25 protein-coding genes are annotated in these 26,328 nt (G+C 65.4%); 2 read left to right on the top strand and 23 right to left on the bottom strand.

Annotated elements, in window-relative coordinates:
- Window positions 1-125 precede the first annotated feature (125 nt).
- Window positions 126-1,631, top strand: a complete 1,506-nt coding sequence (locus tag FS388_RS08925) for a DASS family sodium-coupled anion symporter (RefSeq protein ID WP_146341102.1) — start codon at window positions 126-128, stop codon at window positions 1,629-1,631.
- Here the strand turns inward: FS388_RS08925 and FS388_RS08920 are convergent.
- From FS388_RS08920 to FS388_RS08815, 22 genes are all read right to left on the bottom strand, one after another.
- Entirely contained in the window at window positions 1,628-2,662 is a 1,035-nt protein-coding gene (locus tag FS388_RS08920; RefSeq protein WP_146341101.1) for an ABC transporter ATP-binding protein, read from the bottom strand. The two genes, FS388_RS08925 and FS388_RS08920, sit on opposite strands and share 4 nt — an antisense overlap.
- On the bottom strand, window positions 2,649-3,689 hold the full coding sequence (locus tag FS388_RS08915) for an ABC transporter ATP-binding protein (protein ID WP_146341100.1): 1,041 nt from the start codon (window positions 3,687-3,689) through the stop codon (window positions 2,649-2,651). Before FS388_RS08915 ends, FS388_RS08920 begins: the two co-directional genes overlap by 14 nt.
- 8 nt (window positions 3,690-3,697) lie before the next feature.
- The gene (locus FS388_RS08910) at window positions 3,698-4,621 is read right to left on the bottom strand and encodes an ABC transporter permease (RefSeq protein WP_146341099.1); all 924 of its coding nucleotides are present in this window, start codon (window positions 4,619-4,621) and stop codon (window positions 3,698-3,700) included.
- On the bottom strand, window positions 4,614-5,540 hold the full coding sequence (locus FS388_RS08905) for an ABC transporter permease (protein ID WP_146341098.1): 927 nt from the start codon (window positions 5,538-5,540) through the stop codon (window positions 4,614-4,616). The genes FS388_RS08910 and FS388_RS08905 overlap by 8 nt, the downstream gene beginning before the upstream one ends.
- An 85-nt stretch (window positions 5,541-5,625) precedes the next feature.
- Window positions 5,626-7,254: an ABC transporter substrate-binding protein gene (locus tag FS388_RS08900; RefSeq protein ID WP_146341097.1), complete on the bottom strand. Its 1,629-nt coding sequence runs from the start codon at window positions 7,252-7,254 to the stop codon at window positions 5,626-5,628.
- Between the two features lie 219 nt (window positions 7,255-7,473).
- Complete coding sequence (locus FS388_RS08895) at window positions 7,474-8,730, bottom strand: YihY/virulence factor BrkB family protein (RefSeq protein ID WP_246836162.1); 1,257 nt, start codon at window positions 8,728-8,730, stop codon at window positions 7,474-7,476.
- A 53-nt stretch (window positions 8,731-8,783) separates the two neighbouring features.
- Window positions 8,784-9,158: a monovalent cation/H(+) antiporter subunit G gene (gene mnhG, locus FS388_RS08890; protein WP_246836161.1), complete on the bottom strand. Its 375-nt coding sequence runs from the start codon at window positions 9,156-9,158 to the stop codon at window positions 8,784-8,786.
- Window positions 9,158-9,424, bottom strand: coding sequence for a monovalent cation/H+ antiporter complex subunit F (locus FS388_RS08885; RefSeq protein WP_146341096.1), 267 nt, complete (start codon window positions 9,422-9,424; stop codon window positions 9,158-9,160). Before FS388_RS08885 ends, mnhG begins: the two co-directional genes overlap by 1 nt.
- Entirely contained in the window at window positions 9,421-9,822 is a 402-nt protein-coding gene (locus FS388_RS08880; protein ID WP_146341095.1) for a Na+/H+ antiporter subunit E, read from the bottom strand. The genes FS388_RS08885 and FS388_RS08880 overlap by 4 nt, the downstream gene beginning before the upstream one ends.
- On the bottom strand, window positions 9,822-11,423 hold the full coding sequence (locus FS388_RS08875; protein ID WP_146341094.1) for a monovalent cation/H+ antiporter subunit D family protein: 1,602 nt from the start codon (window positions 11,421-11,423) through the stop codon (window positions 9,822-9,824). The genes FS388_RS08880 and FS388_RS08875 overlap by 1 nt, the downstream gene beginning before the upstream one ends.
- Entirely contained in the window at window positions 11,420-11,995 is a 576-nt protein-coding gene (locus tag FS388_RS08870; protein WP_146341093.1) for a sodium:proton antiporter, read from the bottom strand. Before FS388_RS08870 ends, FS388_RS08875 begins: the two co-directional genes overlap by 4 nt.
- Window positions 11,992-14,973 carry a DUF4040 family protein gene (locus tag FS388_RS08865; protein ID WP_146341092.1) on the bottom strand — a complete coding sequence of 994 codons (2,982 nt, stop codon included), beginning with the start codon at window positions 14,971-14,973 and terminating at the stop codon, window positions 11,992-11,994. The genes FS388_RS08870 and FS388_RS08865 overlap by 4 nt, the downstream gene beginning before the upstream one ends.
- A 160-nt stretch (window positions 14,974-15,133) precedes the next feature.
- On the bottom strand, window positions 15,134-16,081 hold the full coding sequence (locus FS388_RS08860; RefSeq protein ID WP_146341091.1) for a superoxide dismutase family protein: 948 nt from the start codon (window positions 16,079-16,081) through the stop codon (window positions 15,134-15,136).
- Between the two features lie 11 nt (window positions 16,082-16,092).
- Window positions 16,093-16,374, bottom strand: coding sequence for an acylphosphatase (locus FS388_RS08855; RefSeq protein ID WP_146341090.1), 282 nt, complete (start codon window positions 16,372-16,374; stop codon window positions 16,093-16,095).
- A 6-nt stretch (window positions 16,375-16,380) separates the two neighbouring features.
- Window positions 16,381-16,755, bottom strand: coding sequence for a DUF4870 domain-containing protein (locus FS388_RS08850; protein ID WP_168198666.1), 375 nt, complete (start codon window positions 16,753-16,755; stop codon window positions 16,381-16,383).
- Window positions 16,756-16,911: 156 nt separating this feature from the next.
- Window positions 16,912-17,085, bottom strand: a complete 174-nt coding sequence (locus FS388_RS13460; protein WP_146341949.1) for an acylphosphatase — start codon at window positions 17,083-17,085, stop codon at window positions 16,912-16,914.
- Window positions 17,086-17,175: 90 nt separating this feature from the next.
- A complete protein-coding gene (locus FS388_RS08840) occupies window positions 17,176-18,105 on the bottom strand; it encodes a hypothetical protein (protein WP_146341088.1) in 930 nt (309 codons plus the stop codon).
- Between the two features lie 3 nt (window positions 18,106-18,108).
- Window positions 18,109-18,627: a DUF4870 domain-containing protein gene (locus tag FS388_RS08835; RefSeq protein WP_146341087.1), complete on the bottom strand. Its 519-nt coding sequence runs from the start codon at window positions 18,625-18,627 to the stop codon at window positions 18,109-18,111.
- 74 nt (window positions 18,628-18,701) lie between these two features.
- Window positions 18,702-19,478: an NAD-dependent deacylase gene (locus FS388_RS08830; RefSeq protein WP_146341086.1), complete on the bottom strand. Its 777-nt coding sequence runs from the start codon at window positions 19,476-19,478 to the stop codon at window positions 18,702-18,704.
- A gap of 29 nt (window positions 19,479-19,507) precedes the next feature.
- Window positions 19,508-20,374, bottom strand: a complete 867-nt coding sequence (locus tag FS388_RS08825; protein WP_146341085.1) for an ABC transporter permease — start codon at window positions 20,372-20,374, stop codon at window positions 19,508-19,510.
- On the bottom strand, window positions 20,371-21,357 hold the full coding sequence (locus FS388_RS08820; RefSeq protein ID WP_146341084.1) for an ATP-binding cassette domain-containing protein: 987 nt from the start codon (window positions 21,355-21,357) through the stop codon (window positions 20,371-20,373). Before FS388_RS08820 ends, FS388_RS08825 begins: the two co-directional genes overlap by 4 nt.
- 50 nt (window positions 21,358-21,407) lie before the next feature.
- Window positions 21,408-22,988, bottom strand: a complete 1,581-nt coding sequence (locus FS388_RS08815) for an amidohydrolase family protein (RefSeq protein ID WP_210410170.1) — start codon at window positions 22,986-22,988, stop codon at window positions 21,408-21,410.
- Between the two features lie 116 nt (window positions 22,989-23,104).
- On the opposite strand from FS388_RS08815, the gene FS388_RS08810 reads away from it, so the two are divergent.
- Window positions 23,105-23,563: a MarR family winged helix-turn-helix transcriptional regulator gene (locus FS388_RS08810; protein WP_168198665.1), complete on the top strand. Its 459-nt coding sequence runs from the start codon at window positions 23,105-23,107 to the stop codon at window positions 23,561-23,563.
- 36 nt (window positions 23,564-23,599) lie between these two features.
- Here the strand turns inward: FS388_RS08810 and FS388_RS08805 are convergent, their stop codons facing one another.
- Entirely contained in the window at window positions 23,600-26,278 is a 2,679-nt protein-coding gene (locus FS388_RS08805; RefSeq protein ID WP_146341082.1) for a phosphoenolpyruvate carboxylase, read from the bottom strand.
- Between the last annotated feature and the right edge of the window lie 50 nt (window positions 26,279-26,328).

Genomic DNA, 26,328 nt, shown 5'->3' with positions numbered 1-26,328 from the left:
GGTGCCTTCCGGAAGAGATGCGAGTCCAACCTGTCTAGTGTACGGGTCAGCGCCAAACCGTCCCGCCGCGGGGAGACGCATCCCGCCCTGCGTTCGGTCGCAGGTGATGTGGAACACTTGGCGCCATGAGCTCCGGGGAAGTCCATGGCAACAACGTCCAGTCCAAGGGCGAGCACCGCTCTGAGAACGTCGTCCGAGCCCGGATCGGCTTGGCGCTCGGGCCATTCCTGTTCGCGCTCATCCTCTTCGTTCCGGCCATCACGGGACTGGAGCATGCGCCTCGCGCCACCCTTGCGGTCACCCTGTGGGTCTCGACGTGGTGGATCACTCAGGCCCTGCCGATCCCCGCCACCTCTCTGATTCCTCTGGTGCTCCTGCCCCTTGCCGGTGCCACCGACGAATCGACCGCCGCCACCGCGTACGCGAACCCCATCGTGTTCATGTACATGGGCGGCTTCACCATCGCTCTGGCCATCCAGAAGTGGAACCTTCACCGCAGAATCGCGATGAGCATCATCCGCATGGTCGGAACCAAGGGGCAGCGGCTGACCCTTGGAATCATCATGGCCACCGCCGGACTCTCCATGTGGATCTCGAATGCGGCCACCGCCCTGATGATGCTTCCGATCGGCCTGGCCCTCATCGAAGAGGTCCGGGAGAGGAACTTCTACGACGATCGGGACTTCAGCAGGTTCGCCAAGGGCCTGCTGCTCTCCATCGCGTACGCCGCCTCCATCGGCGGCCTCGCCACCATCATCGGCTCGGTGCCCAACGCCGTGTTCGTCGCGCAGGCGGATGTGCTCCTGGACGAGACCGTCACCTTCGCCCAGTGGTTCGCCTTCGCCTTCCCCCTCACCGTGCTGCTGCTGGGCTTCCTCTACCTCTACATGACCCGTGTGGCCTTCCGAGTGAACGGCAGCCCCGACATCGGCTCCGAGTTCGCCCGCGAGCAGCTGCGCAAGCTGGGCCCAATGTCCTACGAGGAGAAAGCCGTGCTGGCGATCTTCGCCGCCGTCGGCACCCTCTGGATGGTGGTGGGCTTCATACCGGACGCCGTCCTTGAGGTCTTCCCGCTCTCGGACGCCACCATTTCGATGACGGGCGCGGTCCTGATGTTCCTGATCCCCGCCCGGCAGGAGAGGGGCGGCCTGCTCGTCTGGAACGACATGATGGAGCTTCCCTGGGGGATCCTCCTGCTCTTCGGAGGAGGCCTCTCGCTGGCGGCGGCATTCGAAGATTCGGAGCTGACGCCCTGGTTCGGCGAGCTGCTGGGCGGCCTTGAGGTGCTGCCCTATGCGGCCATCGTGATTGCCCTGGCCGCCATCGTGCTGTTCATGACCGAGATCATGTCCAACACGGCCGTCTCCAACATGCTCATCCCTGTGTCGGTCGGCCTCGGGCTGGGAATGGGCGTGGACCCGTTCGCGATCATGGCGATCGTAGCCCTCACCTCGACCTGCGCGTTCATGCTGCCCATCTCCACTCCCCCAAATGCGGCGGTCTTCAGCTCCGAGCACATCACCATGGATGACATGGTCAAGGCGGGGTTCTGGATGAACATCGCCGCGATCATCATGATCAGCCTGTTCGTGCTGCTCTGGCAGCCGGTGATGCTCAGCTCAGGGGGCTAATCAATCGCTGCGACGCTTTCGTTCTGCTCGGCGTGGTGGCAGGCCGCCTGCTGCGAGATGCCCGGGCGGACGATGAGCTCCGGCTCCACCTCCGCACAGATGTCGGTGGCCTTCCAGCAGCGGGTGCGGAAGCGGCATCCCGACGGCGGATCGGCCGGGTTCGGCGGGTCGCCCTTCAGCACGATCTGCTCGCGCCTGCCGCGCAGGGTGGGGTCAGGAACCGGAACAGCGGAGAGCAGCGCTTGGGTGTAGGGGTGCGCCGGGCCTGAGTAGACGTCCTCATGGCGGCCCAGCTCAGCCATCTTCCCGAGATACATCACACCGACGCGGTCAGAGATGTGCCGCACCACCGAAAGATCATGGGCGATGAAGATGTAGCTCAGCCCGAACTCCTTCTGCAGATCCTCGAGGAGGTTCATGACCTGCGCCTGAACGGATACGTCCAACGCGGACACCGGCTCGTCACAGATGATGACGTCCGGCTTCAGCGCCAGACCGCGGGCGATGCCGATTCGCTGCCTCTGACCGCCGGAGAACTGGTGCGGATACCGGTTGATGTGGTCAGGGTTCAGCCCCACCACATCGAGGAGCTCCTTGACCCGGTTGCGCACGCCCTCCGCCGGCTTCGCGTCAGGGTGGAGCTTGAACGGCTCGGCAATGATGTCCCCCACGGACATACGGGGATTCAGCGAGGTGTACGGGTCCTGGAAGATGATCTGGATCTTTCGGCGCATCCGGCGCAGCTCCTCGCCCCGCAGGGAGAGAAAATCCTCCCCCCTGAACGTCACGGCGCCGGAGTCCGGCTGCTCCAGACGCATCAGGAGCTTGGCCAGCGTCGACTTGCCGCAGCCTGACTCCCCCACAATGCCGAGGGTCTCTCCCCGCCGAAGGCTGAAGCTCACGTCATCGACGGCTCGGACCGCCCCAGCCTTGCGGGGCATGAAGAGCCCCTTCGTCTGCGGGAAGTGCTTGACGAGGTTCTGCACGTCGAGCACGGTCTCCGCGCGCTCAAACGGATCACGCTGGCTCATTCTGACCCTCCTCGCTCAAAGCGTAGATGTCTTCTGCGTAGTGGCAGGCGGAGCGATGCCCGGGGACGATCTCCCGCAGCTCTGGTCGGTCCGTGCTGCAGCGGCTGGTCGCGAACTCGCACCGGGGGCTGAAGGGGCAGCCGGGCGGCATGTCCGTCAGGATAGGCGGCAGCCCAGGAATGGCCTTGAGTCGATCACCCTCATGGTCGATGCGCGGGATGGAGTCCAGCAGCCCTTTCGTGTAGGGGTTCGCGGTGCGTGCATAGGTCTCGTACACGTCAGCAGTCTCCATGACCCGACCGGCGTACATGACCGCGATCTTGTCCGCGAAGTCCGCCACCACACCCAAGTCGTGGGTGATGAGGATCAGGCCCATGCTGAACTCCTCCTGCAGCTCCTTCAGCAGCGCCATCACCTGCGCCTGCACTGTCACGTCGAGCGCTGTGGTGGGCTCGTCTGCGATCAGCACGTCCGGGTCCAGGGCGATGGCCATCGCAATCATGATGCGCTGCCGCATCCCCCCGGAGAACTGATGAGGGAAATCCCCGACTCGCTTCTCCGGAGCGGGGATCCCCACCCGGCGCATCATCTCGATGGCCCGCTCCCGGGCCTCACGACGCTTCATCCCCTGGTGGACGCGGAACGTCTCGGCGATCTGCCAGCCCACGGGAAGTACAGGATTCAGGCTCGAGAGAGCATCCTGGAAGATCATCGAGATGCTCGCCCCGCGCAGCCTGCGGCGCTTCTCCTCCGGCATCTGGAGGAGATCCTCACCGCGGTATCGGATCTGACCGCCGGCGATGTGCCCTGGGGGCATGTCCAGAATACCCATGATGGTCTGGGCCGTGACCGACTTGCCGGACCCGGATTCGCCGAGGATGGCCAGGGTCTCGCCGGCATGAAGGGTGAAGTTCAGCCCGTTGATGGCTTGGGCCGTACCTTTGCGGGTCCGGAACTCCACCTGAAGGTCCTCGACCTCCAGCAGAGGCGGGCCCTGCTGAGCCCCAGTGCTGTGCTGCTGTGTCACTGCTGGCCTCACTTCTTCTTCGACTTGGGGTCGATGGCGTCCCGGACGGCGTCTCCCATGGCCATGAAGGCGAAGACAGTGACGCCGACGAAGATCATCGGGAAGACCACCAGGTAGGTCTGCTGCTGAATGTAGCCCTGCGCCTGCTGCAGCTGCAGACCCCATGAGATCGCGGGAAGCTCCAGTCCCACCCCGAGGAAGGTCAGCGCTGCCTCTGCGGCAATCATGATGCCGACGTAGAGCCCGGAGTAGCCGAGCACGGGACCGAGGGCATTGGGCAGAATATGCCGTCTCATGATCGCCATGTGCCCAGCACCAAGCGCACGTGCTGCCATCACATAGTCGGAGTTCACCACGGCCAGCACCGATGAGCGCATCAGCCGCATCTGCGTAGGCCAGGTGAACACGATGAGCACCAGCGCCACCTCCCAGACGCCTCGCGATTCGATGACGTTGAGGAAGACGATGGCGCCGAGGATGTAGGGCACGGCGAAGATCATGTCACCGGCGCGGGAGATGAAGGTGTCGACCAGCCGTCCGAAGTAGCCGGCGAGCAGGCCCAGCACAATGCCGATCACCAGCGTTCCGAGCACGACGACGACGCCGATCGCCATGGAGTTCCGTGCGCCGTAGACCACACGGGTGTAGTAGTCGCAGCCCTGCACATCCGTGCCGAACCAGTGCTCCGCGGAAGGACTCTCACGAGCTCTGCCCAGCAGGCACTCACGAGGATCGGTGGTGGTGAAGAGCTGAGGGAAGAGCGCCATGGCGATCATGACCACCAGCAGGGCCCCGGCGATGATGAACCAGGGATTGCGTCGCAGCTGGCGCCATGCATCCGCCCACAGGCTGGCCTCGTGGGATGAGGAAGCGGCTTCCCCGCTGCTCTGCGCGGCAGGCACGTGCGCCTTGTCGGGTGCGGTGTCACTCATAGCGGATCCTTGGGTCGAGCAGGCCATAGATGATGTCGACGATGAGGTTGATCACCACGAAGAAGAGGACGAACAGGGTGACGATTCCCACGACGACCGTGCCCTCCTGCTGCTGGATGGAGCGGAAGACCTGCTCCCCCAGCCCGGGCAGGTTGAAGATGGTCTCCACGAGAATGGTGCCGCTCATCATGGTGGCCAGGTCGGCACCCATGAACGTCACGATCGGAATCATAGAGTTGCGCATGCCGTGCCGGGTGACCACGCGGCTGCGCTTCATGCCCTTGGCAGTGGCGGTGCGCACGTAGTCAGAATGCAGTGCATCCAAGAGCTCGCTGCGGAGCAGGCGGGCGATCATCGCCATGGAGACCGCGCCCAAGGCGATCGCGGGGAGGATGAAGCTGCGCAGGCCCTCCTGGGCGCCTGCGATCGGGAACCACCCGAGGTTCAGACCGAAGATCAGCTGCAGCAGGAATGCAATCACCAGCACCGGCATAGCGACCACGATCACGGTGGAGACCTGAACCAGCCGGTCGATGAACCGGTCCCGGAAGATCGCAGCGAGCGCACCGGCTGCGATGCCGATGATGGCCTGCACCACGAACGTCACTGCAGCAAGCTGCAGTGTCACCGGCAGGCGCTGGGCGATGATGTCCATCACCGGCCGGCCGTTGAAGGTGGTGCCGAAGTCCCCGGCGGTGAACACGCCCCAGATGTACTTGGCGTACTGGACGAAGAACGGGTCGTTGAGGTTGTACTGCTCGCGCAGAACCTCCTGGGCCGCCTCGCTCATAGGCCGGTCGCCGGCCAGGGCGCGGATGGGATCACCCGGCAGAGCAAAGACCATCGCGTAGACGATGAGCGTCGAGATGATCACCACGGGGATGAACTGGATCAGACGCCTGATGATGTAACGGGTCATGGTGTCCTCGGATCAGCTGGAGCCGGCATGGCCGAGGGCACGGCCGACGCTGACGCGCGCCGACCGTGCCCTCGCCTCACGGGCGTCAGTCCTGGTTGACCTCGATCTGCCACAGGTGAGTGAAGGTGTTGCCCTCGCCCATCTGGACAGTGTCGCCGTTGATGTGGTCGGAGTAGACCACGTGGTACGTGGTGAACCACATGGGGATGACCGGCATCTCCTCAAGGAGGATCTCCTCGGCCTCCTGGTACAGCTCGGAGGCCTCGTCCTCATCGGTGGCCGCGTTGGCCTCGCTGATCAGGCTGTCGAACTCCTCGTTGGAGAAGTCTGCGTAGTTGGAGGACTCACCGGTGGTGTAAATGGGCTCCATGGCGTACTGAGCGTTGGGATAGGAGATCGTCCAGCCCAAGCGGAACGGTCCGGTGATGGACTGCTCGTCGTGCAGGTCCAGGTACTGCGCGAAGTCCAGGGACTCGAAGGTGATGTCCTCGATGCCCAGGTTCTGCTCCCACTGGTTGGAGACGGCCTCGACCCAGTCTTCGTGCCCGGCGCCGGAGTTGAAGTAGACGGTCAGCTCGCTGGGACCGTCCGCCTCCTCGTAGAGGTCAGCTGCGGCATCCGGGTCGAACTCGCAGTACTCGCAGATCCCGTCGCGGCCCTCAGGCAGGAAGGGCGGGATGATGCTCATGGCAGGCGTCTGCGCTCCGTCGAAGATCGCATCAATGATCGCCTCGCGGTCGATCGCCATGGAGAGCGCGTGCCGCACGTCGGCGTCCTGGAACTCCTCCTGGTAGAGCGGGAAACCGAGGTAGGTGAAGGCTCCGGTGTCGAAGGAGGTGTGGTTGCCCTCAAAGTCGCCCTCGAGCTGTGTGAGGCGGTTCGGGGGAACTTGGTCCAGAATGTCGAGGCTTCCGGACTGCACATCCAGGTATGCCGTGTCGATGTCCGAGTAGATGCGCCACTCGATGCGGTCCGGTAGGCCCGGCTCATCGCCGGCGTAGTCCTCGAAGCGGTCTGCGGCGATCTGCACGTCGTGCTCCCACTCGCCGTCGATCTGGTACCGACCGTTGCCGATCGGCGCCTGCTCGTAGGCGTCGATGTCTTCGAAGGCTTCCTCAGGCATCGGGTAGAACGCCGTGTAGGTGAGCATGTCGGGAAGCGGGGAGAACGGCTCGGTGAGCTCGATCTCCAGGGTGTAGTCGTCCACTGCGCGGACGCCCTCAAGCTCGTCGGCCTCGCCGTCGATGACCTCGTCATAGCCGGCGAAGAGCTCGAAGAAGTTGGCGCTCTGCTGTGCGTTCTCCGGGTCCACCACCCAGTTGAAGGTGTCGACGAAGCTCTGCGCGGTGACCTGCTCTCCGTTGTGGAAGGTCCAGTCCTCGCCCAGCTCGAAGGTCCAGGTCTCGTTGTCCTCGGTGTCCCAGGACTCTGCCACGCCGGGAATGGGCTCGTAGTTCTCCGTGTCGGCCTGGATGAGGCCGGTGAAGAGGTGCTCCAGGACCCAGGATCCGCAGACCTCGGTGGAGTTGCCCGGCACAAGGTGCTGGGGCTCGCAGTTGTACGCGGAAATGGTGCCGCCGCTCTCGCCCTCGCCGGCCCCCTCGGCGTCGTCAGCGTCGCCGTCGCCGTTGCCGCCGCCGCAGGCGGTCAGCACGAGAGCTCCGAGCGCGGCTGTGGCCAGCGCGGACCTGCGCCAAGTAGATGTCTCAGCCATTTAGTTCTCTCTCCTCATGGTGCGTGCCTGGCCGCGAATCCTCGGTCAGCACGCCCATAACATGGGCACCTGCCGAAACCCTGGCCAAGAGATGTGCGTCTCACCGTAGCCCATGTGACGGGCCGGTAATGACGACACCACGCCTCCATTCACAAGGAGATGCGGGCTTTTTTCACATGCTGGGAGAAAAAGGGTGATTTATGACACGATGTTACGGACTTAGCGTCGCCAGAGGTCGTCCACGCTGGACGTTTCGCCCTTGGATATGCGTAGAGCATAGCCGGAGGCGACGATCGCTTCGTACTTCCTCTCCTTCTTGTCCGACCCTTTGGTCTCGCGAGCGGGAAGCATGATGGTCCGCTCCGCCTCGATGCCTGCCTGAAGCTGCCGACCGCGCTCGAGCTCGGCGTCCACCTCCGCGCCCAGCAGCAGGACCATGTTCATGATGTAGAGCCAGAACAGCAGGATGATGACACCGGCCAGGGATCCGTAGGTGGCGTCGTAGTTTCCGAAGAACATCACGTAGATCACCACGCCGATCGTGGCGATCGCCATCACTACGATCGCGATCAGTGCACCCACGCTGACGAATTTGAAGTTGGGCTGCCGAATGTTGGGCGTGGTCCAGTAGAGCAGGCCGATGGCCGCCGCTGCGACGAGGACGAGCAGTACGGGCGTAGCCCAGTTCCAGACGGCCACAGCCGTCTCTCCGAGGCCGACCGTGTTGCCGACGGACTCTGCGATGGGCCCGGAGATCACCAGGGTCAGGCCGGCGACAGCGACCAGAAGGATCATGACGGCCGTGAGCGCGTAGAGAATGGGACGAAGCGTGTAGACGGGACGGCCCTCGGTGACCTCCCAGATTCGGTTCATGGAGCGGGAGAATGCATTGACGTAGTTCGAGGCCGTCCACATCGCAGCGAGGATGCCGATCGCAAGACCGATGCCTGCGCCTTCGGCGGTGCTGATATTGCCGACCACTGTCTCCACGGCACCCATGACGTCCTCGTCGCCGTTCGACAGATCATCCACCGTGTCGACGAAGAAACCGGTCACCCGATCGGCCTCCCCCACCAGACTGAGGATGGACACCAGTGCGATGAGGGCGGGGAAGATGGCCAGCACCGTGTAGTAGGTCAGGGCGGCCGCCAGGTCTGTGCACTGATCCCGCCCGAATTCGGTGAGGGAGCGCTTGAGGCTGTACTTCCACGTGTCACCGGTGAGCTTCGCCGGCGAGGGGGCTTTGCGGTCATGATGGCTCGGCGTGCTCCGCTCAGCCACCTTCTCGCGCTGACGGACCTTCACCAGATGGGGCTGGTCAGCCGCAGCGGCGACAGACCCCGGCCGCAGAGCATCCTCGTAGGTTGCGGTCTCCGCGAAGACGTCATTGCCGCCGTCCCGCTCGGGCATCTGGTGCGGAGCCAGGCCTTGCGGAGTCTCCCTGGTAGTGCCATCCTCTGGCCGATCAGCGCTCATAGAACGACACTATGGGAGGCTCGGCTGGACGAGCGCTGAACGATGACTGGGGACTAGTTGCCCTCGGGCTTGGTCAGCTGAAGCTCATCTGTGTGGGTCACGGAGGCCGGCGGCGAGCCGTTGAGGTACCCGGAGCGCGCGATGGCCATGGATCCTACGGCGGACGTCAGCAGCTGAGCCACAACCGCCAGGGCTGCCTTGATGAGGTTCGGGGTGCTGAAGTCGATGAACAGCACTCCCACGACGATGCTCGCCACGCCCAGGCCGGCCGATGTGCCGACGGCTGAAGCGCGCAGGTACAGATCGGGGAGGCGAAATAGACCTATGCCTGCCACGAGGATGGTCGCGATGCCGATCAGAATGAACAGCAGGCCGATGCTGTCCATCACCAGCTCACCGGTGCTGGTGTCGGTGAAGATCTCGTTCATCAGCGCTTTCCTCCCAGTCCCAGGCGAGCCATTGAGATCGCGGACATGAAGCCGAGCAGCGTGGCGATGAGGATGATGTCGAACAGGGCCTCGATCTCCACCCGCAGCCCGATCAGCGCGATGAAGCCGATGAACGCGAAGAAGATGAGGTCAGCCGCCACGGCCCTGTCGGTGATGCGCGGCCCGAGGTAGGCGCGTATGCCGGCCAGGAGCATTCCGATGCCCAGCAGGATCAGCAGCACTTCGAGTGCGACTTCAGTGATCATGGTGCCTCCCCTGCCTCGGGCGCCAAGGGCCGGCTGAGATCTCCTGGGGTGCGCCGCATGGCACGAAGCATCCGGTTCTCCATGTCCTGGATCTCTTCGGCGAGGGCGTCGCGCGTCTCCGCGAACATGCCGTGGACGTAGAGAAGCCCCTCATCCCGCGAGACGGTCATGGTCATGGTTCCTGGGGTCAGGGTGATGAGCACGCTGATCATGGTCCACTCAGCCTCGGAGCGGGATGCTGCTGGTATGGCAGCGATGGCGGGACTCATACGCTGGTGGCGGCGCAGGACGTCCGCAGTGACCTGGAGGTTGGCCAGGAAGAACTCCTTGGCATACCAGAGGAGGAAGGAGAGGATGCGCAGCGGCCACGCCGCAGACGATGGGTTCTTGGGACTCATCAGGCTCCGCTCACCGCCTCCACGTAGTTCTCAGGGTTCAGCAGGTTCTCCGCCGCCACCTCGGAGATGCTCATCAGCACCTCGGCACCCACACCGAAGAACAGGGTCACGGCCGCCAGGATCATTCCGGGAATGATGAGCCTGATGGGCACCTTCACCCGCCCGTGCTGGGTGGTGGGGTCTTCGGGCGGGATGATGGTCAGCGTGGGCGTCTCGGCCTGCGCCTCGCTGCGCAGGTATCGCTTGCCGTGCATCCGCTCCTGGTAGGCCAGAGCCCTGTCCTCCATGCCTTCGGGCTCTTTGGCCATGAATACGCCCGTCCAGATCTTCAGCATGGACAGCATCGTGAAGATGGAGACCAGCACGGCGACGGCGGCCACCCAGTAGTGGGATTCCGCGAGAGTGGCCTGGATGATCGAGAACTTGGCCACGAACCCGGAGAAGGGCGGCAGTCCGGCCAGCGACAGCGCCGCAATCATGAAGGTCACGGCAATCAGGGGCTCGCGGCGGAGCATGCCGCCGAGCCGATCGATCTGCGAGGACCCGTAGGTCTCTTCGATGGCCCCGGTGGAGAGGAAGAGGCTTGCCTTCACCACCATGTGATGGAGGAGGTAGAAGATTCCGGCCGTCAGGCCCAGGCCGGTGAACAGGCCGATGCCGATGAGGATGTAGCCGATCTGGCTGATCATGTGGAAGACGAGGATGGAGCGCGTGGACTTCTCCCCGATCGCTCCGAGCACACCGATCAGCATGGTCATCGAGGTGACCAGCAGCGCCACCCACAGGAAGCGGTCATCCCCGTCGTAGATCACGGAGTAGAACCGGTACAGCGCGTAGATGGCCACTTTGGTGTGAATGCCGCTGAAGAGCGTGGTGACCGCCGGGGAGGTCATGGGGTATGTCCGGGTGAGCCATCCGTGGACCGGCACGACGGCGGCCTTGATGCTGATCGCGACGAGAACGACAGCCCCGGCAGCCGCGACGGCCGGGTCCTCGTTGGCCGCGCCGTGCAGCTCTGCCAGGTTCACGGTGCCGGCGGTCGCGTAGATCAGGGCGATGCCGGCCAGCAGCAGCGTGGACGCCATCAGGTTCACTGAGACGTACACCCTGGCGCCGTGGGCTCCCAGCTTCGCGCCCATCATGGCGAGCAGGCCGTAGCTGGGCAGCAGCATGACCTCGATGAAGACGAAGAAGTTGAAGATGTCCCCGGTCATCAGAGCGCCGGCCACGCCTGCCATGAGGATGAGGACGAAGGGGTGGAAGAACCTGGCCCGGGCCTCGTGCGTGGCCATGGCGAAGAGGGAGGAGGTGAGTCCCAGCAGGCTGATGATCATCAGGACGGCAGCGGAGAGCTGGTCGACCACGAACGGTATGGAGATGCCGTAGTCCCAGCCTCCCACCTGGTGGGCCAGCACCGTGCCGTCGTGGGTGGCGATCAGCAGCAGAATGGACGCCGCCAGCATCAGGCTCATGGTGGTGAGGCTGATGGCATGCCTCAGTCCCACGTTCCTGCGCAGGACCGCCCCCAGGCCGCCCAGGATGAGGGGCCCTGCCACCAGGAGGGGCAGAAGGGGAGGGAGGATCTCAGTGAGCTCTGTCATCTGTTCTCCTCCTTGCGCACGGTGCGTGAATTCGGGTCAGCGTCGATATCGCCCTCAAAGTCGTGGACGGGGCTGGCCGGAGAGGCATCCGCACCGCCTGTCGCGGCGCCGGCTGCACCGGTGGTGATGGTGTCCAGCTTGGATCCAGCAGCGTCGTGCTCGTCCCCGCGGTCGGGCAGCTCCTCGCCCGAATAGTCGATGTTGCGCTCCGCTGCGGCGGAGGGGGCGGAGCCGGCGGGCCCGAGGATCTTGACCGCCGACTGCTCGTCGTCCTCCGTGTCATCGTCGCGGATCGTCGTGATGGCCAGTGCGAGCATGTACATCGTGATGGCGAAGGCGATCACGATCGCGGTCAGGACGAAGGCCTGCGGGAGGGGGTCTGCGCCCTCGCCGAATTCGGAGGTGCCGATGTAGGGCACGCCTCGGAATGCGGTGTTGCCTGCGGCGAAGAACATGAGGTTGGCCGCGTGGGAGAGCAGGATGAAGCCCAGGATGATGCGCACCATGCCGCGCTGCATGATCATGTAGACCCCTGCTGCCGCGAGCAGTCCGATAGCGATGGAGATGCTCATGCGCGATCACCTGGCTTGGGCTCGTGCCTGTATTCGGCCTGCACTTCCAGCGGGGGGTCTCCCGGGTCGGCGCCCGCGTGCATTTCGATCTCCTCGCGCTGGCTTTGGATGTGCATGTGCTTGCGCAGCAGGTCGGCGGGGTACCGCTGGGCCTGCCCGAGCCGGTCCAGGGCCACGAGGACTGTGCCCACCACGGCCAAGTAGATTCCGACGTCGAACACCAGGGCCGTGGTCAGCGCAAATCCGGCATCGGTGCCCCATGGAACCCATGTCAGCCCCTCAGCGATGACGATGGGACGCAGGTAGGAGCCTTCGATGAAGCCGAACAGGCCGGTGGCCGCGCCGACGAGGATTCCGCCGATGATGATCATCGCGTAGTCGAAGCGCAGCTTCACCGACGTGGTCGTGGGGGCCACCAGGTAGCGCAGCGCGAAGAAGCCGCCCAGCACCAGCGCAGAGATGAAGCCGCCGCCGGATTCATAGTGCCCTCGCAGCAGCAGGATGAGGGAGAGCAGGATGATGAACGGAGTCATCCATGTGAAGACGGTCCGCATCGCCACAGTGTTGTCGGTCGGATCGTCCAGGGCCGTGCCCTGCCACCGCTGAGCAGCATTGGGCTGGGTGTCCGTGGTGGAGAAGGCGGAGTTGAGCACAGCGAGGATCGCGAACCCGGCCACACCGAGCACCACCAGCTCCCCGAAGGTGTCCAGGGCGCGGAAGTCGACCAGGATGGAGTTCACGGTGTTCAGTGCTCCCACCACCTCGTAGGTCTCCGTCAGGTACCACTCCCCCGCGTCCGACTGCCCATTGCGCCCTGTCAGTGCGAACGCTGCGATGAAGGCCATCAGACCGAAGACGAGCGCGATGACCGCGGAGACGGCGGTGCGGCCCCGGGAGACTCTGTGGAACTTGCGGGGCAGCTTCTGCAGGACGAGCACGAGGACCACGACGGTCAGAATCTCGACAAGGAGCTGGGTCATGCCCACGTCCACAGCGCCGAGGGCGAAGTACCATGCGCCGACGACGAAGCCTGCGCCGCCGACGAGCACCGCAGCGGCCGTCCGGGAGGCACTCGTGACGGAGCCGATGAGGAAGATGATGAGCAGAGCGATCAGCACCCAGTCCGTCATCACCGTGTGCCCCGGATCGAAGCTGCCCACGTCTCCGACGTGGAGCAGACCAGCCACGAAGATGCCGGCGAGGAGGATGCCGGGAACCGTCAGGTGCAGGGCGTGCATGTCCGTGCGGGTGAGGTCCCCGACCCTGCGGCCGAGCGTGATGGAGCCGGTCCGCATCTTCTCGGCGACGGCCACGCCGGTCCACGGAAGGATGGTGCGTGGGATGAAGCTGTCGATGCGCGTCCGCCCGAGGACGACCGCAGCGCCGACCCCCATGATCACCACAGACAGCATCAGGTCGGTGCTGAGGCCGCCCCACAGGTAGAAGTACGGCTCATAGCCGGAGGTGCTCGCCGCCTGCGTCGCCTGGGTGATGAGGTCGTCGAAGATGAACGGGATGAACCCCAGGACGGCTCCGGCGAAGGCCGGGATCAGTGCCGGCAGGTAGAAGGCCGGGGATGCCTCGTGGGCGCCGTCCCTGTCCATGGGCGGGTGTTCGCCGTCGTCGTAGCCCGCGTCCTTCCTGCTGACGCCCCGGTAGCTGCCGAACGCCCCCAGGACGATGCGGCCGCAGTACGCGAAGGTGCCGACCGCGGCGAGCACACCGAGCACAGTGATGGTCCAGGTGAGGCCTGCCCCGAAGCCTGCCGGGTCCTCGCCCGCGGAGAGGAAGCCCTTCAGGAGATTCTCCTTCGAGACGAACCCGAACAGCGGCGGGATGCCTGCCATGGACAGGCAGCCGACGAGGGTGATGGCGAAGCTGACCGGCATGGTGCGGTGCAGGCCGTTCAGCACACGGATGTCACGGGTGTGCGACTCGTGCTCGATGATCCCGACCATCATGAACAGAGCCGATTTGAACAGCGCGTGGGCGATGACGTGGATGATCGCTGCGGCGATCGCGGTGGGCGTCCCCACTCCGATGATCGCCACGAGGAAGCCCAGCTGGGAGACCGTGGAGTACGCCATGATCTCTTTGATGTCGTGGCGCTGAAGAGCGAAGAGCGCCCCGATCAGAGCGGTGATGAGGCCGCAGACGATGAGCAGTGTCTGCCAGACGACCACGCCTTCGAAGACGGGGGAGAAACGAAGCAGCAGATAGATGCCGGCCTTCACCATGGCGGCCGCGTGGAGATAGGCCGAGACCGGCGCGGGGGCCACCATCGCATCCGGCAGCCAGAGGTGGAACGGGAACTGGGCCGACTTGGTGAACGCGGCGAACGCAATGAGGACTGCAACCACGGAGGTGAAGGTGGCGTTCTCCGCCCACACATCCGAGGCCAGCGCCTCAGACAGGCTTGTGGTGCCTGTCTCCACAATGATCCAGAGCACTGCGGTGAGGAGGCCGAGCCCGCCGGCCATGGTGATCAGCAGGGTGCGCTGAGCCGGCGCGGGGGCTTTGTCGCCGCTGCGGTTGATCAGGAAGAACGAGCAGAGAGTCGTGAACTCCCAGAAGACGAAGAGCAGGATCATGTCGTCGGCCAGCACCATGCCGGACATGGCGAAGACGAACAGCAGCATCCACATGTAGAAGTCGCTGGTCTTCTTCTTGGGGCTGAAGTAACGAGTGGAGTAGGCCATCACCAGGGCCCCGATGAACAGCACCAGCAGCAGGAAGACCATGCCGAGGCCGTCGAGCCGAAGGGAGATGCTCACATCGACCGCCGTGGGGATCCAGGGCACCTGCTCGGAGACGTTCTCTCCGTCGAGCAGCCCGGGGAGCCACGTGAGCGAGAGTGCCCCCAGCACGGTGAGGGCCGCCGCCGCGAACCATCCGGTGTTGCGTCGCAGAACAATGTGCACGGCAGAGGCCGCCGGCACCAGAAGAAGAGTGAGAAGGACCAATAGTATGAGGCTCACCAGGGGTCCTCCTCTTCAGTGGGGCGTACTCGGGCAACGACTCTCGGCAGCGATGGGCACGCGCTTCTGCGCAGGACTGAAGCGTCCTTACATCTGCCGACCCGTCTTCCCGGCGCACCAGGACAAGATCGTATGCGGCTCAGCGGCCTGGGCGCAAAACCTACTCAATGACCCCGCAGGCCGTCCGCTCCCCCAGATCCCCGGTGATCTGCGAGGTCTCGTCCGGCCCATAGGGGGCGTAGCGCTGGGGAAGGGAGCCATGGTGTGTGGGCTCGCCGCGCAGAATGACCGAGGTGCCCTCCGTCTCTGTGAGGAGGCTCTCAGACAGTCGGTCCGAGACGAAGCTCATCTGCCCCTCCCCGCTCTCCATGACGAAGACGTTCGGCAGGTCTCCGGCGCGGTCAGGGTGCATGATGTCCTCATCCTCATCGCCGGCCTCCCCCGGGTCGGTGACCTGCGCGGCTGTGTGACCTTCGACGGAGCCCTCGGGGTAGCCCTCCAGACTGGTGCTCACCCCGTCGGCCTCTGCGCCGTCCTCAGCCTCACCGAGTCCCTCCTCCTGCTCCTCGCCGTCGGTCTCCGCGTCGGGGTCCTCAGTCTCGAGCTCGTCCTCACCCTCGACGACTCCAGCCTCCCCGGAGCCCGTGCCCGGCAGCACATCGCCGGAGGAGAAGTAGTCGCCCACCTCCCCGGCTTCGTTGGAGGACTGCGGCTCGCAGACCCCCTCCTCGTGAAGGGTGACGGCTCGGAATCCAGGGTTGATGTCCCACAGCTCGATGTCGACCATGACGCCGGCATCGTCTGCGTCGCTGAAGCGGACCTCTCCTACGCTGTTTCCTGCCACATCGGAGAGCTCCGCCGATGCGAAGGCGTCGTCGTCGGAGTCTGCGTCCGCACCCGTGCCCTCGGCTGAATCCTCGGACCCGTCGTCGTCCTGCCCGCCAGTTTCAGCGCCGCCGTCACCCTGGGGCTCCGTCCCAGCACCGTTCTGCTCATCCCCGGCAGACTCCTGCTCCCCGCCCGGCATGAGGTCGCAGGAGGTGACCAGCAGCACGCTCAGCGCTGCCGCAGCGGTCAGGGTTCGACCACGGGTATTCCAAAAGCTCATAGCGGCACACTCTACCGCCGAATGTCGAAGCTCTCCGGGAGCTCGACGAGCTCTTCGGGCGATGCGTCACGGGTGTGCACCTGCTCCACCTCGGCGCCGCTCGGCCCCCGGCGGCACCACTCGATCAGGCTCTCCACCGCATCATCGGGGCCCGATGCGAGGAGCTCCACGGATCCGTCCGGCAGGTTGCGGACCCAGCCGGTGACCCCGAGGCCTTGGGCCTTCTTTCGCGCGGCGGCCCGGTAGGAGACCCCCTGGACCTTGCCGGTGACGCGAGCCAGCACCTCAGACATGGGGGATCAGGACAGCTTCAGGAAGGGGATCGAGAGCGGGTACTTGTAGATGACCCGGTCGCTGGCCTTCACCGCGGCGAGGATGGAGAAGATGATGTGCAGGACGTAGATGACCAGCATCGTCAGGAAGCCGATGAGGATGAACGCCAGGATGAACGAGACGACGTAGTAGATCATGGCGCTGATGTTCCAGTTGAGCGCCGTCCGACCCTGCTGGTCCAGCACGTAGCTGCGGTCCTTGAAGATCAGCCAGAAAATCAGCGGCGACAGGAATCCGAAGAAGATGGCAAGCACGTGCATCAAGATGCCCATCGTCTTCTCGTCGTTGGGGCTGACCGGCGGCTGTGCCGGATCTGGGTGCTGCGGCGGATAGTCAGTCATGATCATTTCTCCCTCAGGGCGTGTGTCGTATGCTCAACACCCTAGCGTGTGGGAACCAGCTTCGGGAGGACTTCGCCGCTGGGTCCGCGCACGCAGTGGTCCATCAGCTCGGAGAGCTCGGTCTCCTCCGCGGGATGGATCTCGACGCCCTCTACTTCAGCCCGGGACGGGCGCGGAAGCCAGCAGCTCCAGGGCACCGTCGGAGGTGTCCCGCACCCAGCCGCTCAGCCGTGTTCGTTGGGCCTGTTTCTGGGCGGAGTCCCGGTACGAGACCCCTGAACTGTGCCGGTGCCGCGCGCGACGACTGCAACCAACATGGCCCTTGCTCAGTAGTCTTCCCGAGGTTCAGTTCTACGGGGCTGAGGGACCAGCTGGTCGGGGCCCATCGCCTCTGTGTTCAGACCGTTGGGCTCCGAAAAGTCATACTCTGCGATGGGCTCCAGATCCTCGCTTGTGGGCAACCCAGTCATTGACCGCAGGAAGGAGCATGATGATCATGCCCATGATCCCCAAGACCGCAGCAAGGACGAGGAAGCCACGAGCGTTGAAGGCCACCAGGAACCGCAGGGGTGTGGATAGGAATACGAATGTCACCACCGCTCCAGCGACTGCAAGCACAAACGACAGGGTGCGAGCTCTGGGTCTGCGGTACCACATCCCGAAGATCGCCAAGGCATAGAGGGTCAGTATGGGAGTCGCTACGAGCAGCGGGACGAGGGCCAGTCCATCCGCTGCAGCGACTGCCCCTTCCTGGATCCGTTGGGCATTCTGCTCTATGCCCTCGTCCATGGCACCCACGAATGAGGTCTCCTGGCTCTGGATCCACGACATCCAACGGCGCGGCGTCGCGAGGAACCGTCCGGCGAAGTTCATCGTTCCCACGAACGCCGCCAGCGCCGCCACCGCCAGCATGGCCTGGGCGATCACCACGGCCATGGGACGACCAAGCACCTCTCGGCGAGTGAACTCGTGCGCGGAGCCGAGTCTCTCCTTGGTGCTTGCACTCACTTCTAGTGCCTGCTGTGCGCTGCGCTGGGTGAAGTCATCCCCGTACTTGCGAGCTTGCTCCGCCCATTCGGGCCCTCTTTCCGAGACTTTCTGGGAGAGCTTCTGACTGAGCTGCCCCGTACGATCGCGCACCGACTGCAGGTGCGCGTTCCATACCAGCGGACCTGGCGCCGAGGCAGCCCGCTGCTGCGGGGGCAAAACCTGCGTGTCCGGATAGTCGCCCTCCGGGTCCGGGTAGTCGCCCAATGAGGAGAACCAGGGGGCGTGTCGTTGCTGCAGAGCCGGGTCAGGTTCCGGATAGATCTCCGGGTCCGGGTATTCGTCCGGATGCTGCGGGGTCACGGGTTATCCCACTCGGAGGAAGGGAATAGTCATAGGGTGCTTAAACTTGCGCCGTTGACCCGCTTTGACTGCCGCAATGATGCAGAGGATCACGTGCGCGAGAAAGCCCAGGGGCAGAAGCAGCGCTCCGATGTAGACGGCGGTGAGTGCACCGAAGACTGTCATCATGATGATGTAGGTGATGGACCAGTTGAGGGCCGAACGTCCGTGGTCGTTCAACATCCGGCTTCGATCCTTATTGATGAGCCACACGATCAGCGGAACAATAAAGCTGAGGATGGGAAAGATTCCCAGAATGAGAGAGCCCAGGTGCATAACAACGCCCCAGGTCTTCTCATCACTCTTGGACATGCCGGCCGGAGCCAGCTGCGGTGCAGCTTGACCACCGGGGTCCGTAGCCGGCGGACCCTGACGCTCTACCGTCGTTGTCGGCGGAGGTCCAGACTGCACCTCAGGCGAAGCCTGCTCCTGATGAGCAGCCTTCTGCTCGACGATGTCATCGCTACGCGGCTGGTCAGTCACAGGATGGACCCCTCTTCAAGAATCTGACGTTTATCTGATGACCTTATCGCTATGCGCGACACGCCACGTGAATATTAACCGCGCAGCAGCTTCGGGAGGACTTCGCCGCTGGGTCCGCGCACGCAGTGGTCCATCAGCTCAGAGAGCTCGGTCTCCTCCGGATTGACTTCGATCAGCGGCGTTCCCCGCTCCAGGGCAAGGAGCGGCAGAGAGGCGGCCGGCTGGACAATGCCTGAGGTCCCTGCAACCAGCACCAGGTCTGCGGCCCGGACGGCGGCTGCCGTCTGCTCGAAGGCCTCCGTCGGCAGCATCTCGCCGAACCACACCACACCGGGACGCACCGGCCCGTCGCACGCACCGCACGTGGGCGGCGGCTGCGCTGCGGGAGGGGATTGGAATCCGTCGTAGTCAGCGTCCGGGAGCTCAACAGGCTCATCGCAGGAGAAGCACCGGTGGGCGAAGATGCTCCCGTGCAGGTGGGCCAGGACGGAAGCCCCGGCACGCTCATGGAGATCGTCGACGTTCTGCGTCGAGAGAGTGAGCCCCACACCGGGAAGCTGCTGCCACTCTGCGATGGCGATATGCCCCGGGTTGGGCTCCACCGCGCGGATCAGCGACTGGCGCCACCGGTACCAGGTCCAGACAAGGGCAGGGTCTGCTTCGAAGGCCTCCACGCTCGCCAGATCCTGGGCGGAGAATCGCTCCCACAGCCCCGTTTGGACCTCCCGGAACGTCGGCACGCCTGACTCGGCCGAGATGCCGGCCCCCGTCAGCACCACCGGCCTGCGCGCTTGGGCGACAAGCTGGACGACATCGTCGGGAATCCGGTCGGGAGGGTGGGCGGCAGACATGGCACCAATGTACCGCTGTGAGCCAGGTCTCAGCTCTTGCGGTTGTACAGCACCATGCAGATCGGCGAGAAGACGGCGACGAGCACTGCACAGCACAGCGCCACCAGGGCCAGGCTGCCCTGGTCGGTGCCGAGCATCAGGTCACGGATGCTGGCGACCACGATCGAGACCGGATTGGCATCCACCACCGGCTGCAGCCAGTCCGGCATGGTCTCCGTGGGCACAAAGATGTTCGAGGCGAAGGTCAGCGGCATCATGATCGTCATCGACACCCCCATCACCGCCTCCTCATTGGGGAGCAGCAGGGCGATGGTGGTCCACACCCATGACAGGCAGAAGCAGAACACCAGCAGAAGCACGAAGGACCCGAGGATCCCGGTCAGCCCGCCCGTGGGCCGGAACCCGACCGCGAAGCCCACACCCAGGATGATGATGCCGGCCAGCGTGTAGCGCACCTGATCGCCCAGCAGCGCTCCCACCAGCTGAGAGGGGCGCCACGTCGGCAGGGAGCGGAACCGGTCGAAGATGCCCTTCGACACGTCCTTGTTCAGGGTCATGCCGGTGTACATCGTCACCATGATCAGGGTCTGCACAAAGATCCCGGGAATGAAGAACTGCACGTAGTCGCCGACGGCCGCCCCGCCTGTCTCCCCTCCCTCCGAGACTGTGGCGCCGATCGCTCCGCCGAAGATGAACGTGAACATCACCGTCATCATCAGAGGGAAGACCGTCACGTCGAACAGCTGCATGGGGATGTGCTTGATCTTCAGCATCGCCCGCCAGCCGAAGGCCAGCGACGAGCTGACCGCGTTCGCAGGGGCCGGCCGCTGGTCAGCGGGCAGCAGCACGGAATGGATGGCCTGGGCTTCGCCCCGGGCAGGTGCGTCGACGCTCATGCGGGAATCTCCTCATTCTCCTCGGTCTGCCCCTCTGTGGGCTGCCCGGTCAGTGCCAGAAACACCTCATCGAGGCTGGGCTGCCCCAGCGCGAACGTCTCCAGTCCGATCTGCTCCTCCTCCAGTGCGCTCAGCCCCGGTGCGGCCGACTGGCCGTCAGCCAGGCTTGCGCTCAACGCCGCCGAGTCGGCTTCGCGGACGACCTCCACGCCCAGCGCGCCTCCCAGAGCGGACGCGGCTCGCTCACGCTCCGCGGGGTCGGTGAGCCTGACCTTCAGGGCACCGGCGCCGACCTGGGCCTTGAGCTGCCCCGGAGTGCCTTCGGCGATCACGGTGCCGTGGTCGATCACCGCCAGACGGTCCGCCAGGTGGTCGGCCTCCTCCAGGTACTGGGTGGTGAGCACGATGGTCGCCCCGCCCGCCACCAGGGTGCGGATGATCTCCCAGACCTGGTTCCTGGAGCGAGGGTCGATGCCGGTGGTGGGCTCGTCCAGGAAGATGAGCTCCGGAGTCACAATGAGCGAACCGGCGATGTCCAGGCGGCGCCGCATGCCTCCGGAGTAGTTCTTCACCTGACGCGCTGACGCATCCGCGAGCCCGAAGGCGCTCAGGAGGTCCAGTCCGCGAGCTCTGGCAGCCGGTTTCGAGAAGCCGAGCAGCCAGCCGAGCAGGGTGAGGTTCTCGATGCCGGTGAGGTCCTCGTCCAGTGAGGCGAACTGGCCGGTCAGTGCGATCTTCTCGCGGACCGACCGCGCCTCCGCGTAGACGTCATGGCCGAGCACGGTCGCCTCGCCGGCGTCCGGGCGCAGCAGGGTCGCAAGCATGCGGATCACCGTCGTCTTGCCAGCCCCGTTGGGGCCCAGGACGCCGTAGATCCCTCCCCGCGGGATGTCCAGGTCGACGCCGTCGACCGCGGTCTTCTTGCCGAAGCGCTTGACCAGCCCGCGGGTCTGGACAGCGAAGTCGGAGGAAACTGAAAGCATAGCCTCAAGAGTAGGTCATGACGCGCTGCGGCGGGAGAGTGCGAGGGCTCCTATTCGACGCTGTGGTCAGCGGGCTGAGTCTCGAACTCGGGCGGGTGCAGCGCCTCCTCCCACGCATCCTCGCCGATCTCTTCGCGGAGGTGGTCCTGAGACTCCTGCGCAAGTCGGCGAGCGCGCTCCAGGGATTCGCTGCGGAGCAGCCGGCCGGCACGCTTCATCACTGTCCCTCCGACCATCACGGTGTCCACTTCGGACCGCTGCGCCTGGAAGACGACCTGGTGCGTGGGGTCGCTCAGCGGAGACATGGACGCTGTGTCGGTGCGGAGCATGACGAGGTCCGCGGCTTTGCCGGGGGTGATAGACCCGAGACGAGCTCCCATGTGCAGCGCATCGGCTCCTCCCTGGGTCGCGTAGCCGAGGACGTCCTGGGTGCGCAGGTCATTGTTGATGACGGTCTCGTCGCGCTCGTGGGCCTGCATGTGGTCCAGGCCGCGGTCGGCGTTGAGGGTGGCACGCATGGCGGCGAACATGTCCGCGCTCCACCACACCGAGGTGTCCATCGACAGGGAGATGGGGATGCCGTGGTCGCGCACCTCACCCGTCGGCGGATACCCCTGGCCGGCGTTGAGCTCGGACTCTGCGGAGATCGACACGGTGCCGCCGGACTCGGCCAGCAGCTCGTAGGACGAGGACTGCAGGGATGCGGCGTGGACATAGGTGTTGGTGGGCAGCAGAAATCCGCTGCTGCTGAGGTTCTCGATCGCGATGTCCAGCGGGTACCCCCAGACTCCGGCGTGAAGCGTGACGGGAAGGTCTCGGTCGACGGCGAACTCCCAGGCGGGCCGCTCGGGGAAGTCGGGGTCCTCTCCGCCGCCGTCCCATGCCAGCTGCATCGTGACCAGCTGGTCGGTGCTGGTGTGCGAGGAGGGGAAGCGTTCGTTGAGCAGCCGGTCCGGATCACCGCCGGGCACCCAGTTCTGCGGGACGTCGAAGATGTTTCCGTAGGCCAGCCGAGCCCGGCCCCCGGAGTCGAAGAGCGCGTCGGCGGCGGCATCCGCGTGATCCGGGGTGCGGAGGCCGTGGGACCAGTCGAGGCTGGTGGTCACACCGGCGTCGATCGCTTCGACCATGGAGAGCAGGTTCCCGGCGTAGACATCCTCGGGCCTCCACAGCGGACCCCACTCCTCGTAGATCCGCTGGAAGTAGTTGGTGATGGTCCAGTCGGCGCCGACTCCGCGGAGGACGGACTGCCACATGTGGCGGTGGGTGTCGATCATGCCGGGCATCAGAATGGCACCTGCGGCGTCGATGACGGCCGCGTCCTCCGGGCTGGAGAGGTCGTAGCCGACCGCCTGGACCTCACCGTCGGCGACGAGCACGTCTGCCTCGCGCAGGGTCCCCAGGTCCGAATCCTGCGTGACGACGGTGGCGCTGCGGAAGAGCACGGGCCGCCCGTCCTGAAACTCTTCGGCGGGGTCCGCCTCAAGGGTGCGCGCGGTGAGCTGATATCCGCCGGCGCCGAGGGCGGCCAGTCCCAGGCCTGCCGCTCCCCCGACGAGGAATGACCGCCTGTTCACCCCTCCCTGGGGGCTGGACTCGTTCGACTGGGGGCTCTGACCTTCGTCCGTCACGCGTGCTCCTGATGGCTCGGGGCGCTTTCACTGCACTGCTCGTATGTGCAGATACTGTACATACAGATATTGTAGATGCAGCTATGCGGCATGGCCAGGGCGCTACGATGGCCCGCATGACCTCAGCGCAGAGCGGTCCCGAAAGGATCGACGAGCAGCGGCTCCATGCATGGACCCAGCTGCTGGAGGGACACACCCGCGTCATGCACGAGCTGGAGAGGGAACTCCGCGACGCACACGGCCTCAGCCTCTCCGAGTACGACGTGCTCCATCGTCTTCAGGACGCGGACGAGCACTGTCTGCGCATGTCGGAGCTTGCCCGTGCGCTGCTCTACTCCACCGGGGGCCTCACCCGCCTGATCGACCGGATGGAGAAGCGCGCACTGGTGGAGCGCCGGACCTTCTCCGAAGACCGCCGCGTCACGCGGGTTTCTATCACCCCTGAGGGCGAACAGTCCCTCAGGCGCGCGTCAGGCACGCACCTTCGCGGCCTGCAGCGACACTTCGGCCACTTGCTGCACGACGACGAGCTTCCCGCAGTGGGCGCATTCCTCGGCCGCTTCGCGAAGGGCTGAGCACATCAGAGGGGACGCCCCTCGACTGAGAGGGACTCAGCCGGTGTTCTGCAGGCCAGCCGCCACGCCCTTGAGGCTGAGCAGCAGCAGGTTGCGCGGATCCTGGATCTCGTCCTCCTGCAGGTCCTTGGAACGCAGGCTCTTCAGCGCACGGAGCTGAATGAGGCTCAGCGCGTCCACGTAGGGGTTGCGCAGCTGGACGGCGCGCCCCAGCACACGGTGCTTCTGCAGGAGCCGATCCTGATCGGTGATGGCCAGCACCCACTTGACCGTCAGCCTCAGCTCATCGAGCACCGCCTGGGAGAGGTCCTCGCGGTCGCCCAGCGCCAGGTAGCGGTGGGCGATGCGCTCATCCGTCTTCGCCAGCGACATCTCCACGTTGTCGATCATGGCCCGGAACAGGGGCCAGTCAGCGTAGGCCTCCCGCAGCTGGTCAAGATCGCCCACAGCCTCCAGCGCCGTCCCCAGGCCGTACCACCCGGTGAGGTTGATGCGCGCCTGCGACCAGGCGAAGTTCCACGGGATCGCCCGCAGATCCTCCAGGGACTCCACCGAGAGGCCGCGCTTGGCAGGACGGGATCCGATGGCCAGCAGGCCGATCTCGTCCTGCGGGGTCACCTGAGCAAACCACGGGGCGAAGCCGTCCGCTCGGATCAGTGCGTGGAACCGGGTGCGCGAGGCCTCATCGAGCTGCTCGGCCAGGTCCGCGTAACGTCGTGCGGCCTCAGCGTTTCGCCTCTCCGTCGACGGGGCCGAGGCCATCAGTGCGGCGGCTGCGACCTGCTCGATGTGGCGAAGGGCGATCTCCGGGTTGCCGTACCGCGCAGAGATCACCTCGCCCTGCTCCGTGACTTTGAACCTCAGGTCGACGGAGTGGGGCGGCTGGGCAAGGATCGCTCGGTTGGCGGGCCCGCCGCCGCGCCCCAGCGCACCTCCGCGACCATGGAACTGAGTGAGTGTGATGTCGTTCTCGACCGCCCAGGCTGCGATCTTCTCCTGGGCTTCGTACAGGGCCAGGGTCGCTGCCACCGGGCCCACGTCCTTGGAGGAGTCCGAGTAGCCGAGCATGACCTCCATGCGACGTCCGGTCTCGTCCAGGCGCTGCTGCAGCTTGGGGTGGGCCAGAGCCTCCTCCAGAATGCGGGGAGCGTTCTGAAGGTCCTCATAGGTTTCGAAGAGCGGGATGACGTCGATGACGGGTGCGTTCTCCTCCCCGCCCAGAGCTTGGGCGGCGAGATCATAGACATCTGCGAGGTTCTGCGCCGACTGGGTGAAGGAGACGATGTAGCGACGCGCTGCGTCGGGGCCGTACCGGCCCTGCACGGATGCCACCGCACGGAAGGTCTCAAGGACCTCCTCGCCCGGCACCGCCATGCGCTCCTCCGAGTCCGGATCCTCGAGCCACCGGAGGGTCTGGCTGTGGACTGCCGAGTGCTGACGGACCTCCAGCTCGGCCAGGTGGAAGCCGAACGTCTCGACCTGCCAGATGAGCTCCTGGAGGTCGCCGTAGGCGGCCCGCTTCGCCCCCGCCTCCACCAGTGACTCCTGCACGCAGCGGAGGTCCTCGATGAGCCGAGCCGGGACGTCGTAGGCAAGATCCGCGTTCCGATCACGCGTGGCGGCAATGCGGCCGGCCACCGCGAGCATGACCTGGCGGTGGGGCTCCCGCGGCGAGTGCTCGGCGGCGGTCGAGGTCAGCTCCTCGGAGAGCTGCTTCTGCCGGTTCCACAGGGCGAGGAGGCCTTTGCTCGGCGGGGTGTAGCGCTCGTCCAGCGTCATGGACAGCGCCAGGCGCTGGGCCCGCTGGGTCAGGTCCTCGAGCACGCGGTCAGCCATCTGGGCCACCGCCCTGCGAGTGATGGTCGCGGTGACGTTCGGGTTGCCGTCACGGTCTCCGGCGATCCATGAGCCGAGCCTGATGAACGCGGGGGCCTTGGGAGCGGCCGCACCGGCCCGCTCCTCCTGGAGCCAGTCGTCCATCCGCCGATAGGCCTCCGTGAAGACGCTGGAGAACGAGTTGTCGAAGACCCCGAGGGCGGTGCGGACCTCATCCAGCGGCGAGGGGTTGGAGACGCGCAGCTGCGCGGTGCGCCACAGGTTGTCCACCTCTTCGAAGAGCTCGCGGGTGTTGCGCGCCGCGGCGGCGGGCCCGGTGCGCGGGTCATCGCGGATGTCGAGCAGCTGGCCGATGCGACGGATGGAGGCGGTCACCGCGTTGCGCCGGGCCTCTGTGGGGTGTGCGGTGAGCACCGGGTGGAAGCGCAGCTCCTTGAGCCGACGCTCGGCCTCCCGCTGACCCACCTCGTCGGAGAGATGCCGGAAGGCCGCAGCGACCGAGTCGGCAGCCGACTGCTCCTCGAGAGAGGTCTCCCCGTCCCGGGTGCGCAGGGTGCGGATCCGCTGCTGCTCCTCGGCGAGGTTCGCCAGCAGGAAGTAGCAGGTGAAAGCGCGGGCGACCTCCTTGGCACGCTCAGGGTCCAGCGACTCGACGAAGCTCTCGGCCTCTGCGAGCTTCTCCTCGGTGTCGTCCTCCACGGCGCCGATGCACAGTCCGCGCAGCCGCTCGACGTCGTCGTAGAGGCTGGCAGGGCTGGAGCTCTCGGTGCCGTACTCCTGGAGCACCTCTCCGAGCAGCCCGCCCAGCAGGCCGACATCTCGGCGCATACCCTCCGGCACTTCATGGCGGGCGGCAGTACGGGAAGGATCCTGAGTCATGAATCACACACTAACAGCGGGGGGCGGTGGTGCAGGTCACAACGTGGAAG

The organism is Nesterenkonia sp. NBAIMH1, assembly GCF_007922635.1.
In the GTDB taxonomy this organism is placed as follows: domain Bacteria; phylum Actinomycetota; class Actinomycetes; order Actinomycetales; family Micrococcaceae; genus Nesterenkonia; species Nesterenkonia pannonica.
The sequence above is the reverse complement of the archived record's forward strand: the minus strand, read 5'-3'. Positions and strand labels throughout refer to the sequence as shown.

Coding starts and splice junctions, on each gene's coding strand:
- FS388_RS08850 (WP_168198666.1), bottom strand. CDS start 16,755: ATGACTGACTATCCGCCGCAGCACCCAGATCCGGCACAGCCGCCGGTC.
- FS388_RS08870 (WP_146341093.1), bottom strand. CDS start 11,995: ATGAGCATCTCCATCGCTATCGGACTGCTCGCGGCAGCAGGGGTCTAC.
- FS388_RS08820 (WP_146341084.1), bottom strand. CDS start 21,357: ATGCTTTCAGTTTCCTCCGACTTCGCTGTCCAGACCCGCGGGCTGGTC.
- FS388_RS08855 (WP_146341090.1), bottom strand. CDS start 16,374: ATGTCTGAGGTGCTGGCTCGCGTCACCGGCAAGGTCCAGGGGGTCTCC.
- FS388_RS08830 (WP_146341086.1), bottom strand. CDS start 19,478: ATGTCTGCCGCCCACCCTCCCGACCGGATTCCCGACGATGTCGTCCAG.
- FS388_RS08810 (WP_168198665.1), top strand. CDS start 23,105: ATGACCTCAGCGCAGAGCGGTCCCGAAAGGATCGACGAGCAGCGGCTC.
- FS388_RS08860 (WP_146341091.1), bottom strand. CDS start 16,081: ATGAGCTTTTGGAATACCCGTGGTCGAACCCTGACCGCTGCGGCAGCG.
- FS388_RS08925 (WP_146341102.1), top strand. CDS start 126: ATGAGCTCCGGGGAAGTCCATGGCAACAACGTCCAGTCCAAGGGCGAG.
- FS388_RS08885 (WP_146341096.1), bottom strand. CDS start 9,424: ATGATCACTGAAGTCGCACTCGAAGTGCTGCTGATCCTGCTGGGCATC.
- FS388_RS08825 (WP_146341085.1), bottom strand. CDS start 20,374: ATGAGCGTCGACGCACCTGCCCGGGGCGAAGCCCAGGCCATCCATTCC.
- FS388_RS08805 (WP_146341082.1), bottom strand. CDS start 26,278: ATGACTCAGGATCCTTCCCGTACTGCCGCCCGCCATGAAGTGCCGGAG.
- mnhG (WP_246836161.1), bottom strand. CDS start 9,158: ATGAACGAGATCTTCACCGACACCAGCACCGGTGAGCTGGTGATGGAC.
- FS388_RS08905 (WP_146341098.1), bottom strand. CDS start 5,540: ATGACCCGTTACATCATCAGGCGTCTGATCCAGTTCATCCCCGTGGTG.
- FS388_RS08895 (WP_246836162.1), bottom strand. CDS start 8,730: ATGAGCGCTGATCGGCCAGAGGATGGCACTACCAGGGAGACTCCGCAA.
- FS388_RS08900 (WP_146341097.1), bottom strand. CDS start 7,254: ATGGCTGAGACATCTACTTGGCGCAGGTCCGCGCTGGCCACAGCCGCG.
- FS388_RS08920 (WP_146341101.1), bottom strand. CDS start 2,662: ATGAGCCAGCGTGATCCGTTTGAGCGCGCGGAGACCGTGCTCGACGTG.
- FS388_RS08910 (WP_146341099.1), bottom strand. CDS start 4,621: ATGAGTGACACCGCACCCGACAAGGCGCACGTGCCTGCCGCGCAGAGC.
- FS388_RS08875 (WP_146341094.1), bottom strand. CDS start 11,423: ATGACAGAGCTCACTGAGATCCTCCCTCCCCTTCTGCCCCTCCTGGTG.
- FS388_RS08880 (WP_146341095.1), bottom strand. CDS start 9,822: ATGAGTCCCAAGAACCCATCGTCTGCGGCGTGGCCGCTGCGCATCCTC.